Genomic DNA, 13,679 nt, shown 5'->3' with positions numbered 1-13,679 from the left:
GTGTGCAAGGGAGAAACGATGACGACACTGCACGAACGGGAGTTCCAGCAGCGACTAGACGCCGAGTACCCGCGGCTCGAGTCTCTCTTCACCCGAATCTACGGCGACTCGCCCGCGGTTGCCGAGCAACTCGCATCCCTCGTTCGTGAGCTGACCGAGTCGTGGCGGGCGCGCCCCGCCGATCTGCGGCTGCTCGATGAGAGGCGCGACGCCGAACCGGAGTGGTTTCTCTCGAATCGCATGCTGGGCGGCGTCTGCTACGTCGACCTCTACGCGGGCGATCTGTCGGGAATCCGCGATCGCATCCCGTATTTCGTCGAGCTGGGACTCACTTATCTGCATCTGATGCCGCTCTTCCTCGCTCCGAGCGAGAATTCCGACGGGGGCTATGCGGTGTCGAGCTATCGACAGGTGAACCCCTCGCTCGGCACGATGCAGCAGCTCACCGAGCTCGCCGCAGAGCTGCGCGCGCACGGCATTTCGCTGGTAATCGACTTCATCTTCAACCACACCTCGAACGAGCACGAGTGGGCGCAGAAGGCGCTCGCCCGCGACCCTGAGTTCGAGGACTTCTACTGGATCTTCCCCGACCGCGCGATGCCGGACGCGTACGAGGAGACGGTGCGCGAGATCTTTCCCGATGACCACCCCGGGTCGTTCGTGCAGCTCGACGACGGGCGATGGGTGTGGGCCACCTTCCACTCGTTCCAGTGGGATCTGAACTATTCGAACCCCGCGGTCTTCCGGGCGATGGCGGGCGAGCTGCTCTTTCTGGCGAACGCCGGCGTCGACGTGGTGCGCATGGATGCCGTGGCCTTCATCTGGAAGAGGCTCGGCACGACCAGCGAGAACCTGCCTGAGGCGCATCTGCTGCTGCAGGCATTCAACGCCGTGTGCCGAATCGCGGCACCATCTCTGCTCTTCAAGTCGGAGGCCATCGTGCATCCCGACGAGGTGGCGCAGTACATCTCGCCGGACGAATGCCAGCTCAGCTACAACCCGCTGCAGATGGCCTTGATCTGGAACTCGCTCGCGACCCGCGAGGTGGGCCTTCTCTCGCAGGCGCTGGAGCGTCGACACTCGATCGCCCCGGGCACCGCGTGGGTGAACTACGTACGCAGCCACGACGACATCGGGTGGACCTTCGCCGACGAAGACGCTCGCGAACTCGGCATCGACGGCTTCGACCACCGGCGCTTCCTCAACTCGTTCTACGTCAACCGCTTTCCCGGAAGCTTCGCCCGCGGGGTCGCCTTCCAGGAGAACCCGAAAACCGGGGATGCGCGCGTGTCCGGCACCACGGCATCCCTCGCAGGGCTCGAGGCGGGCGACCCCGAGGCCGTCTATCGCATCGTGCTGGCGCACTCGATCGTTCTGAGCACCGGCGGCATTCCGCTGCTGTATCTCGGCGATGAGGTCGGGCAGACGAACGACTACGGTCAGCTCGACGTCGCCGGTCACGCGGGCGACAGCCGGTGGGTCGGGCGGCCGCGATATCCGGCCTCGCGCTACGCCTCTCGACGGGATGCGACGACGGATGCCGGTGCCATCTATCTGAGGCTGCGTCACCTGATCGCGGTGCGGCAGGCCACACCGGAGTTCGCCGGAGGAGACCTCGTGCCCTTCGGCACGAACAACCCCCACGTGCTGGGCTATCAGCGGGTCGGGCACTACTACGGAGTGCCGTCGACGGTCGTTGTGCTCGCCAACTTCTCCGACACGGAGCAGACGGTGACCCAGGAGACCCTCGCGGGGCTTCCGCCCACCGCCGACGACCTCGTGACGGCCAGCACCGTCGACCTGTGGACGGATCTCGTGCTAGAGCCGCACCAGTTCCTCTGGCTGCGCCTCTGAGTCAGCGCCGATCGAGCCGGGCCACCCCGATCTTCGAGTCGGCCATTCCATAGAACACGAATCTCTGGCCGTCGATCGTCTCTATCGCGGTGGGGAAGACGACATTCGGCACGATACCGCTGCGTTCGTCGTCCGTCTCTGCGAAGAGCAGGGGCTCCGGGCTGCGAGCGATCACCCTCGTGGGGTCTGACGCATCGAGAATCATGCCGCCAGCGGCGTAGTTGACCTTCTGCTGCTGCGCGAACGCGCTGTTGATCACGCCTGTCACGCCGTGGTGCAGGATGAGCCAGCCCTCGTCGACGCGGATGGGCGGCGGACCACCGCCGATCTTCACGGCTTCGAACGGGAACTCGGGGCCGGCGAGGAACCGGTGCTGCCCCCACCGCACGAGGGTGCGCGGGTCTCGGAGCACCTCGTCCAGCGGTATGAAACTGATCCAGATGCTCTGTCGATCATCGGGTACGCCCTGCGGCACACGGATTCCCTCGCCCGGCTTCGTCTCGCCGAGATCCCACATCGGTCGGTGCAGCACCGCGAGGCTCTCGGTGCCATCGGGCGCGGTGACGGGCTCGGGGAAGAACACGGTGTCTTTGTTGTGGAAGAAGTTCAGATCCATGTCGAGGGAGTCGTCGTAGTCGAACAGCGCGGGCCCGAGGCGGGTCCACTCGCGGAGATCAGACGACGTCGCAATCGCCGTTCGCGGGCCGAGTGGGCCATAGGCGACGTAGGTCATGACATGCAGACCGAGGGCGGAGATGAATGTCACCCGCGGGTCTTCGACGCCAGCGGTGCGGGCGCCGCGTTCCCATCCGCGATCGGGTTCGAGCACGACGCCCTCTCGCTCGACGCCAACAGGCACGCCGTCCTCGACGACGACGCGAGCGAGACCGACCCTGCTGACGTTGCCGGATGCCACCAGGCGAGGCAGAAGATACAGCGCACCATCGGGGGTGTGCCCGCTTCCGGGATTGAGGACGCCTTCGGCCTCGAGGTCGTTGCCCTCTTCTGGTGTCATGATGACGCCGACACGGGTGAGCTCGTAGGGGAACGGAGTAGCGGTGTGCATGATTATCCTTTCACTCCCGAACCGATATCGGTCGAGATGAAGTAGCGCTGGAACACGATGAACAGAATGACGACCGGGCCCGCGAGTACCGCGGCGCCGGCAAGGGTCGCGCCGAACGGGTTGGCCGCAGTGGCGGCGACATTCGAGATGTAGTTGGCCAGAGATACCGCGAGTGGCTGGAGGCCCGCCTCCTTCGTGATGAGGAATGGCCAGAGGAACTCGTTCCACGGCCCGATGAACGTCAGCAACACGACTGTGATGAGAGCCGGCCGCACAAGGGGCAGCGCGATTCGGCGTAGCACCGCGAACTCCCCGGCACCGTCGATCCGTGCCGCCTCGAAGAGCTCCTTGGGAAGCTGCAAGAAGTACTGCCGGAAGATGATGACCGCCGTGGAGTTGATGGCGAACGGCAGGATCATGCCCAGGTAGTTGTCGCTCAGGCCGTAGTCGCGAGCGATCAACACGTAGAGCGGAATCATGAGCAGCTGGAACGGAACGACCTGAACGAGCAGTGCCAGCGCAAACGTCACCCCTCGACCACGCCACTGCAGAACAGCCAGTGCGTAGCCGACGAGCACTCCGAAGACAAGGGTGCCGAGCAGTACGCCGCCGGTGAAGATGCCGGAGTTCAGCAGTCCCTGGAAGAGATTGATGCGTTCGTTGATCGCCGTGTAGTTCTCTGTCGTGACGTTCGCCGGGTTGGGAAAAGCGCCCGCGATCGTGGGATCGGGAGCCGTCTGTAGGGATCCGATGATCATGTAGTAAAACGGGAACAGGAATGCGACCGCACCGATGAACAGCACGATGCCGCGCAGGATCTTCTGGAATCTCGACATCAGTCCTTACCTCCCGCGAAACGGTTCTGCAGCAATGCGACCCCGAGCACGAGGATCACGAGGACAACGCCGATGGCCGCGGCCACGTCGGGCTGGCCCTGCTGCAGGCCCTTCTGATACATGATGAGCACCGGCGAGGCCGAGGCGCCGTCGGGGCCGCCGCCGCCCGTGAGCAGATATGGCTCCGTGAACAGGTTCGCGCCCGTGACGGTGGAGACGAGAAGTACGAGCACTGTTGCGGGCCGCACACCGGGCACGGTCACCGAGAAGAAGCTCCGAATGGGGCCGGCGCCGTCGGTCGACGCGGACTCGTAGAGCTCTTTCGGAATGCCCTGCAGGGCCGCGAGATAGAGAAGGATGTAGAACCCGAGCTGCTTCCAGGTGACGAAGAATGCGATCGTGGGCATCGCCCATGCCGAGTTGATGAGCCACGACGGATCAGGGGCGAGCGGACCGAGCACCGCGTTCACGAGTCCGTCGCCATTGAAGAGGAACAGCCAGATGGCCACCACGGCCACGCTCGCTGTCACATAGGGCACGTAGTAGGCGACGCGCAAGAATGTGCGGAAGTGCACGATGCGGTTCAGGCCCGAGGCGAGGAGCAGGGACAGCACCACGGTCAGCGGAACGTTGATGAGGAGAAAGACGCCCACGTTGCCGAACGAGCGGATGACCGCGGGATCTTGGAACGCCGTCAGATAGTTGGTCAGACCCACGAACGGCCGGTCGGCCTCGAAGCCGGGCGCCGTGAAGAAGAAGTCGTGGAACGAGATCCAGACGGAGTAGATGAGCGGATAGGCGAAAACCGCAATCACGAACACCAGGTAGGGGGCGCTGAACAGGAGTCCGAGCGGGTTGCGGCCGAAGATTCGACGCGTACGGCCGACAGGACGGGGCGGGTTCTCGATGAGTGTGGTCATGGTCGTCTCCCTTACGGCTGCTTCGCGATGTCGTCGATCTTGGCCGCCGCATCGGCTAGGGCTTGCTTGACGTCTTTGCCACCGAAGATCACCGATTGAGACCACTGGTCGCGGAAAGCCTGCAATATCTGCACCGTGTTCGGGCCGGCGGGAACGTCGACCGTTCGGCTGGCCTGATCACCGAACTCGGCATAGGCCGGATTGGCCTCGAAGTAGTCGGGGAAGGTGTCGAGCAGATCCGCGCGCAACGGCATCTGGCCGGTGGTCTCGAGCAGCTTCCTGTCCTGCTCGAGGCTGGTCGAGAATTTCGCCACGTCCCACGCCGTTCCCTGGTTCACGCACGCCGTGTAGAAGCCGATGTTCTTCGCGTCGCTGAACGTGTAGGTCTCGTCGGCGGCGATTCCGTCTTGAGTGGGAACCGGAACGGAACCCCAGTTCACGCCTTCGTAGACCGACACCGCCCACGGGCCGACGATCGCCATGGCCGCCTTGCCGTCGGCGAAGGCGTCGCCCGTGTACTTCTCCTGCCCGGCGAGGCCGTCGGTGTAGAGAGTCGACCAGAATTCGCCGACTCCCTCGCCGGCCTCGTCATCGAAGGTGGACTTGCCGTCCTCCACGACGAGCTTTCCGCCGGTCTGGGCGGCATACAGCGGATAGAAGTCGAACTGCATCTGGAAGAACTCGCTCGTCGGCGCGGGCCAGATCGCGTAGTCGGCGCCACCCTTGGCGACGACGGTCTTCGAAGCAGCGAGGAAATCGTCGTAGGTGGACAGCTGCGGATCGTCGGGGTCGAGTCCGGCCTTGTCGAAGATGTCCTTGTTGTAGAAGATCACGACCGGGTTCGACTTCCAGGGGATCTGGAAGTAGTCGCCGTCGGCGTTCTGGTACTGCGTCGACAACGCACCCGACCGCCCCTCGACGTATTCCGCGCCATCCGGCAACGACGAGATGTCGACGAGCCCGCCCGCCTTCTCGAATTGGCCCACGGCGCTCGGCGCCGTGTTGTAGATGAGGCAGGGGGCGTTGCCCGCCGTGATGGCGGCTCCAATGACCTCCTCGCTCGACCTTCCCGCGGGAATCTCCTGCCCGGTGACCTTCTCATCGGGATGCTCCGCGTTCCACGCCTCGACCATCTGCTTACCCCAGGCGACCTCCTGCTCGTTGTTCGAGTACCAGATCGTGATTGGTCCATGTTTGTCGGGCGATCCTCCCGACCCCGCCCGCGAGCACGCCGTCAGGGCCAACGCCGCCACGACAAGTGCGGCCGCAGCCACAACGCGTCTCTTCTTCATCGTCATCTCCTGTCTCGGGCGGCAACGCTGCAGCCCTCGTTTATGCCGGTTCGCCGGGCGCCTTCGCCGTCGACGATCGGACTACCAGTCGTGCGGGCTGCAACTCGACGTCGGTAACGGTTTCGCCGCCCACCAGCCGAAGCAGAACGTCCGCGGCCGTGAATCCCCAGCCCCGCGCATCCGTCGCCACGGTCGTGAGCGCGGGCTCGATGTAACGCCCGATCGCAGAGTCGTCGAAGCCGAGGATCGACAGTTGGGAAGGTACGTCGAGGCCGGCACGTCGGGCGACTCCGATTCCGGCGATCGCCATCGCGTCGTTCGCATAGACGATCGCGGTCGGGGGAGCGGAGGCGGACATGAGCTGGGAGGTTGCGCGGGCACCGTCCGCCGCGCTGAAGTTCGTCTCGACCACGACCGGTTGCGCCTGCGGGAAGTCAGCCATTGCGTGCAGAAATGACGCCTTGCGTTTGGCCGCGTGCACCATGCGGTCGGGCCCGGCGACGTGTGCGATGCGTGTGTGGCCGAGATCGACGAGGTGACGAACGGCATCGTGGATGGCCAGGTCGTCGTCGAGCGTAACGGCGGGCGGGGCCGTCGCGTCGGTGTCGGGTCGGCCGAGGGTGACCGCGCGCAGGCCGATGTCGCGGAGAAGTGCGATGCGGGAGTCGTTTGATCGGAGGTCGGTCAGGATGGCCCCGTCGACGCGTCGCTCGGATGCCAGCCTGCGGTACGTCGCCTCTTCGAGGTGCTCGTCGGGCACGACGCTCAGCACCAGCGACTGACCTCGTGGGGCCAGCACCTGTTCGACGCCAGAGATGAACGAGGGAAAGAACGAGTCGTCGGCGATGATCTCCGGATCGCGCGCGATGACCAGGCCTACGGCGAACGACTGATCAGCGCTCAGCGAGCGGGCCCGGATGCTCGGGGACCACCCCAACTCGTCGGCTGCGGCGAGGATGCGCGTTCGGCTTTCGGGCGATACCCCCGGGCGCCCATTCAGGGCGAATGAGACGAGACCCTTGCTGACTCCGGCGACACGCGCGACGTCGGCGATGGTCGGGCGAGATGCGTCCATCGCGGTCTCCTCATCGAAACGGCGGGTCGGTCAGTTCGTGTGGGGCGCTGATCTAAACCGGTTTAGGGACACGGTAGACCTCGACGGCGTCATGGTCAAGAGAGGTGTTCGGTATCCTCGGAAGTGGCTCACGCCCCCATAGCCCAATCGGCAGAGGCAGACGACTTAAAATCGTTTCAGTCAGGGTTCGAGTCCCTGTGGGGGTACTTCCGCCGGTTAGCGCGCATCGGCTATCTGGCGGGGATCGGGCTGCCTGGACGACTTCGCTTTAACGGGGATTGCCCACATTTTGCCCACATTCGCTTGTGAACGGGCGTCGCCGAGAGCGGTCGCAACGGCATCAAGGTCGTCGTCAAAGAGGTCGGCGTAGGTGTCCAAGGTCATCGCGGCGGATTTGTGCCCGAGCATTCTTTGGACGGCTTTCACGTTGGCGCTCGAAGAGATTGCGAGCGAGGCCGCTGTATGCCTCAGGTCGTGAATGGTCACCCGAGGAAAATCCGGATCGATGGCTTGCGCATGGCGGATGGCCTTCTCGTACCAGCCGTCTCGAGAGGATGGAGTCTGTAGATGAATTGCGCCGTTGCCGAAGATTAAGTCATCTCGAGACTTGCCCAATGAACGAGCTGAAAGCGGTTCGGCAAGAAATATCGGGAAGGGAACGCTTCTTCTCTCGTGGGTCTTGGGAGTTCCAACAACTATTCGGCCCCCTACTCGTACCGCGTTTTCATCGATCTGCACACGCCTGCGGAGGAAGTCGACCTTTCCCACCCTGATTCCGATCGCCTCACCCCATCGAAGTCCCGTGTAGGCAAGGAGTCGAATGAGCGAGTCTTTATCGTCCGCGCTGAGCGCAAGCAATTCGACTTGCGCATGCGTCAAGTAAACGCGGGACTTCGGGGTCTTACGGGGAAGGTTGATGCCCCTCGCTGGGTTCGCGAGGATTCTCCGATCAGAGAGAGCCGTATCTAAGATCGCGGCAAGGACGCCATGAGCGCGAAGCACTGTAGTGGCACTCATCGGTCGAGCGATTCCGGGGGCGGTTTTGCTGTGCTCGCCTGACGATATTTGCGATACCCACGATTGAACTTCGCTTGGCCGGATTTCTGAGACTCGTCGTGGTCCCCAGCTCGGCAGCACGTAGATACGCAACGAGCGTTGGATGGCGTCGAGTGAAGAAGGCTTCATTTGCGACTGGTGTGAGATCCAGGTGCTCGCAAGTTCCTCCACTGTGATGCGTCCAGCTGAGGCGCTGACGAATTGACCCTGAGCTAAAGAGACTTCGATGGTTGCGAGAAACAGTTGGGCTTCTCGTTTTGTCGTGAAGCCGCGCTTGTCGGTCTGCTTTCGGTCTGGCCCGCGATATCTAACCCGATAGCGTTTCCCCCCGTTCGTCGAATAGGTCTCGATGGTTGCCATTTTCATCCTCTCCGTGGTTTTGCATTCTTGGTCACCTCCTCATAAAGAGGAATGGCGTGCTAGTTGAAGAAATAGTTGTTCATAGTAGGTCTCCGGAATCCGCGATAAAAAACACGTGCCCATCAGCGCATTTGCGGTGCGCGATCGAGAACGAGCGTCTACCAAAAATCAAGGCGATGTCTACCAAAAATCAAACACGATCTACTAAAAATCACTCTGGTTGTCGACGAAGCTTTGATTTCCTGTAGATCTTTCCGCATGATCAGGCGTGGATCTGGAAGACGGCATGGCCGAGAGATGACCTCTTGTACCCGCGCGGACGCGAGGCTTCACATGTGGCACAAAAGGCTTGAGTGTCAGTCCCCGGTGCGGATCGGCGACGTATTCAACTTCTGGATAAACGAGTTTGACGTGTTCCAGTTCTGTTATGAAGCGGAGCCGAAACATCGGTATGCGCTTGTATGTGGAGGCGAACTGATGATGAAGGCTCTCCCATGTTATTGACGGGCCCCGAGAGCGGCCCGTGGAAGAAAACCCCTTGTATGTCGCCCAGACGTATACGTCGAAACTCAGAGACGAACCTCCCAAGGCGCGAAGCGCGTCGAGGTCGACCGGCGTCTTTTTTGCGAGAAGGTGCTCGAAAAATAGCGGATTCAGCTCTATCGCCGCTGGCTCCCGCAGCGAGGCCTTTCTCAAGAGGTTTCGTACGGAATCCTGCTGGGCAATGTGGAATCGGGTGTTCATGTTTCCATATCCGAAATCACGGGAACCGGAAGTTTCCACTGTCCAAGTGCAGGAGAGCACCAGTTGTAGTTCCCGGATCGCTTTGTTCGCGGAGTCACCTCCTAAGGGCGTACCGCACGCGCGCAGGTAATTCGACAGTTTCGCGTCCAAGTGAAGAATGCTGGACTGGCGGCGGATGGCCTCCGTGGAAATCCACAAAAGCGCGCGTCGGGCTTGAATGCCCGAGGGGAGGGCTGATGCCGTGTGTCCCGTATGGGTCGTGAATCGTCCGGACTGAATAGTAATTGTCACGGACCTGTTCGTCGTCACCCATTGGTTCAGACTCGGTGTCTCCTTGTGAGGCAGCGAGAATAACGCCAGTGCTTGCCACACGTACCCGATGTTTGGCTTGTTGCTTGTGAGTTCCGCTTTAGCGAGGTGGTTCAGAGTGCGGACCTGCCGTCGCGAGAACAAACTGTCCTGCGACATTTTTACACCTGGCCGGTCTGAGTCGTGGATCTCGACTCAATCCAGGCGTCAACGTCCGCCTTCCGATACAGAACCTTTCTGGCACTCACCTTGATATATCGGGGACCTGTGCCTCGATAGCGCATCTGTGCCAGGGCTTGCACGGATTGATGAAGCCAGGGAGCGACCTCTGCCGCTAGTAGGAGTTCGTTTGGATCTCGGTCCGCGAGTGCCGTCTTCTCGGGTACTAAGAGCTGATTCTGATTTTCGGAATTCTGTTGCCTTTGCATGTGCGTCTCTCTGACATGAGTTATCTGCTGAGACAGTTCGTTGCTCAGGACGCCGCCTCGTGACGTGTCACAGAGCTACACGGGCGCTGAGGATGTAAACGCACTCCAGCGAAGCAAATTAGTCGAGATTTTTTCCTTATACTTCGTCGGGTGTATACGGGTGGTGAGGCGCAACTTTGAGAAGCCGTCTCATCCAGGTATGGATCTGCGGTCGATTGGGGCGTAGCAGCCACACAGATCGCAGACGATCATGTATGTATCGTCGTAGCCGGGCCAGAGCTCAAGGAGGCGAAACTGGTGGCGGCATTCTCTCTGTTCCATGTCCAGAGTGTGCGGTCGAAGAAGGTGTTTCACCAGAGCGTTTCTGCCCTAGTCGAGTCGACCTCTGAGGCGAGCTGAACGCTTCAGTTCAACCTTTCTAGCCATTCGGCGGCCTCCTGCACCACGGGCGTGAGCAGGGGTTTGAGGCCCGAGTCCTTTTTCGCTCGGGGATATCTGAAGTCGATCTGCCGGAGATGCGGGTGAGTGAGCGCTACCGCGGGGAGCGGCCTTTCTCTGATTCGAATAACGGCGAATCCGGCATCTAGGAGCGCGGCGGTCTTGGTCAAGTCGTGATCCGTTTTGCCGCGATGGTAATACTCACCGTCGTATTCGATGACGAGGCGCCGGCCGTGGGAGATCCCAAGGATGTCTATGGACATGGAACGGAGTTGGCCGCGCTTTTTCACGAGCACCCTTGCGCCGTTTCGTAGATCACCCAGCTGTTCTTGGAAGGCGGCGAAGAATGACATCTCGATGAGGGACGTTTGAGCGCCTATGCACCTGGTGCACCCCGTTCCGACAAATCGGTTGCTCGGTGTGGACTGCCACTGATGGCCGGCCGCACATTTCCACCAGATCCTCTTGTTGCTTCTCGCGGTAACTTGTGTGGGCTTCAAGTCTCCGTTGGCTGCCTGGTCCCAATCCTTCACTAGCGAGGGTCGGGCGGAGGCGAAATCGTTGAACCCGGCCAGGACGCGATGGCTCGAGCAGTATGGGCATCCGCTGCCTCCGTTTCTCATGGCAACCGTCGTAGTCCATCTGTGGCCGTGTTTGTGGCATTTCCAGTATCTTCGCGTGGAGCCGTTGACGAAAACACGGTCAGGCGTGTTTGCGCCATTTGCGTTGTAATCCCATTCCTTGAGGAGATCAGGGCGTTGAGACGCGAGGTCATTTAGGCCTGCTATGACGCGCGTCCCAGAGCATATTCCGCAGCTACCTGCAGTCCGTGTGTTGATCGGCCCGTACCAGGAATGTCCGCGGGCAGCACATAACCACCACACCTTCATCCCTGAGCCGTTCGTGACCTGGGCGGGGGAGAGGGGTGCGTTTCGCTCGGCATCCCATTCGGCGACGAGCTCTGGGCGTCTCGTGGCGAGGTCGTTGCTGCCGGGATTAAGGGCGCGTCCTCTGCAGGCGGGGCAGCCGCCGCCTTTCTTTCGTTCAGAGACCGCGGCACGCCAGCGGTGCCCACATTTGCCACATAACCATCGCGCCCTGTAGCTCGAACCCGTTGTTATCGCCGTGGGGCGACGTCCCTCGTTGCCCTCCGGATCCCATTCGGCGGCGAGGACAGGATCTCGGGATGCGAGGTCGTTGAAGCCGGCGAGCACGCGCCGTCCAACGCAGGTCGGACAGCCTCGTGTTTGCCGGTTACCTATCGACGCGCGCCATTTATGTCCGAACTTCTGACAACGCCAGTAGAAGTTCCGCGGGGAGGCGGACGTCACTTCCTGTGCTGTGAGACCGCCGTTGGCTTCAATGTCCCAATCGGCTGCAAGTTGCGGGTTCTTTGCCGCCAGGTCATTGAAGCCGACCATGACGATGTGGCCGCAGCAGACGGGACACCCGACCCCGTTCGCACGATGACCGATCCGAGAATTCCACGCATGGCCGTGCTCGGTGCAGCGCCAATGCGCCTTGGAATGGTTTCCCGTGCTGAACCTCTCGGGCGGGGGACCAGCATTGGCGTGTGTATCCCACTCGTTTCGTAGTCTGCTGTCTGTCTGGGCGGAGGGCAGCATGAGGCGCTACCTGTGACGCTTGGTGTACTGCGCGGCGCGGTGCATTCGCATGTGGCGTTCATAGTCGCTTTCCTCGGGATGGCCCCCGCCGGCGGCGGCCAAGACCACGAATGTCACGATCACGATGACCGCGATGACGATCAGAATGCTCAGGCCCAGCTCGTTCATGGTGTTCCTCTCGACGCCCGACGCCTGGCTGGCGCTACCTAGTGAGCATATGCGCAACTAGTTGGGCAGACTTTTGTGCATCCTACGGGCTGGATAGGACAGTGCCTGTTTCGCCTGCCAACGCCTCTCCAGAACAACTTGCGCGGCGCGAGAAGGGTCGGCGTCTCGTGGGCGCTGCCATTCGCCTTGCTCGAGTTGAGGCGGGGCTGACTCAAGAAGCCCTTGCGATCGAGTCGGGCGTGACCCGCAACATGCTGATTTACGTCGAGCACGGCACACGGCCTCTCGCGTACGACCGGCTTTTCGATATTGCGGCGGCGCTTGGGGTCGATCCGGCGTCCTTTTTCTCCGCCACAACTCATTAGCTGAGCCCCCTGGCTCGAACTCCGGAGGCTGGTGGATCAAGTCGGAGAACAGATCGTCACTGTCGGGCGGTTGACTCGCCGGTTAGCATCGAGCGTCTGCGGTTAGCTCTACAGTTATCTAATGCAACCCCAACGCGGATTCGTAAGGGGCCCAGGTCGAGGAAGTGTGGACGGTGTGGATCGCCTAAAAGCCGCTGCCGACCTTCGCCGAGAACGCGCAGAGCGTCGTTTCGAGAGCAATATTCGACAGTTCTGGCAACCCACTCTCGGCGACATCCAAGAATGGCTAGACGAGGACAAGGCGGAGCGCGATCGCGGCTATCGACGAGAGGGAGCTGTTCTTCAAGCCCGGCGACGAGAGCGCGAAGCGAGAGACATAGCCTCGGGCCGGATGGTCGTCACTGGCGGCAACGCTGATAGGGGGGAGAAGACAGTCGCCCATCTCTACCTGAGCGATTAGTCAACAAAAATCTCGCCATCCCGGGACTCTTGGATGTTGGGCCGAACCTCGGTCGGAGAGACACTTCCGCTCCCTGCGTTGCTGTAATCGACGGTATCCCGAAACTGAGAATCAAAACCGCCATTGTTCAGGAGATTCTGCGAGGTATGAGGTGCAGCACCTCCTACGATCCTGGTGAGTCTGCGTAGAGCAAGATTCCCGATTTGAAACGTCGTGTGTCAAAAAGGGTCTGAGAGCGCGCTGATGTGCCCCTACGATTATGGACAAATGGGGGAACTTGGAATGCGGATCGTAAAACTCGAGGTCAGTGGCCTATTCGGCGCAGTGGATCACCAAGTCGATATTCGGCCGGCTGGACCGACCATCATTACAGGACCCAACGGTGCTGGTAAGACGCATCTTCTTTCGCTTCTTCGCGGTTTACTTGCCTTGGACGTTCGCGTCTTGCTGTTCACTCAGTACTCCGAAATCCGGATTGCCCTCGCTGATGGACGTCACCTGGCGGCGAGTCGATCGGTCGACGAGGATGGTGATGTAGCCGTAGGGCTTTCTGTCGAACGAGATGGCAAGAAGGTTGGCTTTCCACTCGTGCTCGACCGAGATCTTTTGGAAGCGCTTTCTCCAGATTTGCCGGGCCACGTGCGGAAAGTAGGGCCCGACAGGTGGTTCGACAGTCGTTCCAA

The 13,679-nt window shown here is 61.4% G+C and carries 12 protein-coding genes, 1 tRNA gene and 1 pseudogene; 3 read left to right on the top strand and 11 right to left on the bottom strand.

Translation table 11 applies throughout. From position 1 onward, the window contains the following. Positions 1 to 18: 18 nt before the first annotated feature. Positions 19 to 1,854 (top strand): alpha-amylase family protein, encoded by a 1,836-nt coding sequence (locus tag ASF79_RS09650; RefSeq protein ID WP_082495794.1) that lies wholly within the window; start codon positions 19 to 21, stop codon positions 1,852 to 1,854. Position 1,855: 1 nt separating this feature from the next. Here ASF79_RS09650 and ASF79_RS09645 read toward each other — a convergent pair whose 3' ends face one another. From ASF79_RS09645 to ASF79_RS09625, 5 genes are read right to left on the bottom strand one after another with little or no spacing between them, the layout of a single operon-like run. Next, the gene (locus ASF79_RS09645; RefSeq protein WP_055854182.1) at positions 1,856 to 2,920 is read right to left on the bottom strand and encodes a glycoside hydrolase family 130 protein; all 1,065 of its coding nucleotides are present in this window, start codon (positions 2,918 to 2,920) and stop codon (positions 1,856 to 1,858) included. 2 nt (positions 2,921 to 2,922) lie between these two features. Then, entirely contained in the window at positions 2,923 to 3,756 is an 834-nt protein-coding gene (locus tag ASF79_RS09640; protein WP_055854179.1) for a carbohydrate ABC transporter permease, read from the bottom strand. Further along, positions 3,756 to 4,676, bottom strand: coding sequence for a carbohydrate ABC transporter permease (locus ASF79_RS09635; protein WP_055780071.1), 921 nt, complete (start codon positions 4,674 to 4,676; stop codon positions 3,756 to 3,758). Before ASF79_RS09635 ends, ASF79_RS09640 begins: the two co-directional genes overlap by 1 nt. Before the next feature lie 11 nt (positions 4,677 to 4,687). Continuing rightward, entirely contained in the window at positions 4,688 to 5,968 is a 1,281-nt protein-coding gene (locus ASF79_RS09630) for an extracellular solute-binding protein (RefSeq protein WP_055854710.1), read from the bottom strand. Between the two features lie 40 nt (positions 5,969 to 6,008). Then, positions 6,009 to 7,043, bottom strand: a complete 1,035-nt coding sequence (locus ASF79_RS09625) for a LacI family DNA-binding transcriptional regulator (RefSeq protein WP_055854176.1) — start codon at positions 7,041 to 7,043, stop codon at positions 6,009 to 6,011. 132 nt (positions 7,044 to 7,175) lie between these two features. On the opposite strand from ASF79_RS09625, the gene ASF79_RS09620 reads away from it, so the two are divergent. Beyond that, positions 7,176 to 7,249: transfer RNA gene (locus tag ASF79_RS09620), tRNA-Leu, on the top strand. Between the two features lie 10 nt (positions 7,250 to 7,259). On the opposite strand, the gene ASF79_RS09615 is transcribed toward ASF79_RS09620, so the two are convergent. From ASF79_RS09615 to ASF79_RS17335, 5 genes and pseudogenes are all read right to left on the bottom strand, one after another. Beyond that, entirely contained in the window at positions 7,260 to 8,459 is a 1,200-nt protein-coding gene (locus ASF79_RS09615) for a tyrosine-type recombinase/integrase (RefSeq protein ID WP_055854707.1), read from the bottom strand. A gap of 204 nt (positions 8,460 to 8,663) precedes the next feature. Then, on the bottom strand, positions 8,664 to 9,671 hold the full coding sequence (locus tag ASF79_RS17085; RefSeq protein ID WP_082495793.1) for a replication protein RepA: 1,008 nt from the start codon (positions 9,669 to 9,671) through the stop codon (positions 8,664 to 8,666). Between the two features lie 673 nt (positions 9,672 to 10,344). Beyond that, positions 10,345 to 10,731, bottom strand: coding sequence for a DUF559 domain-containing protein (locus tag ASF79_RS17700; RefSeq protein ID WP_235500714.1), 387 nt, complete (start codon positions 10,729 to 10,731; stop codon positions 10,345 to 10,347). Between the two features lie 36 nt (positions 10,732 to 10,767). Then, positions 10,768 to 12,003: pseudogene (locus ASF79_RS17870) on the bottom strand (zinc-ribbon domain-containing protein); the annotation flags it as partial. Positions 12,004 to 12,009: 6 nt separating this feature from the next. Next, complete coding sequence (locus tag ASF79_RS17335; protein WP_156366201.1) at positions 12,010 to 12,171, bottom strand: hypothetical protein; 162 nt, start codon at positions 12,169 to 12,171, stop codon at positions 12,010 to 12,012. Positions 12,172 to 12,338: 167 nt separating this feature from the next. On the opposite strand from ASF79_RS17335, the gene ASF79_RS09600 reads away from it, so the two are divergent. After that, a complete protein-coding gene (locus ASF79_RS09600) occupies positions 12,339 to 12,536 on the top strand; it encodes a helix-turn-helix domain-containing protein (protein WP_055854168.1) in 198 nt (65 codons plus the stop codon). Between the two features lie 880 nt (positions 12,537 to 13,416). On the opposite strand, the gene ASF79_RS17480 is transcribed toward ASF79_RS09600, so the two are convergent. Next, positions 13,417 to 13,635: a hypothetical protein gene (locus tag ASF79_RS17480; protein ID WP_055854166.1), complete on the bottom strand. Its 219-nt coding sequence runs from the start codon at positions 13,633 to 13,635 to the stop codon at positions 13,417 to 13,419. Between the last annotated feature and the right edge of the window lie 44 nt (positions 13,636 to 13,679).

Origin of the sequence: Agreia sp. Leaf335 (genome assembly GCF_001423605.1) — a bacterium.
Lineage (GTDB): Bacteria > Actinomycetota > Actinomycetes > Actinomycetales > Microbacteriaceae > Agreia.
The sequence above is the reverse complement of the archived record's forward strand: the minus strand, read 5'-3'. Positions and strand labels throughout refer to the sequence as shown.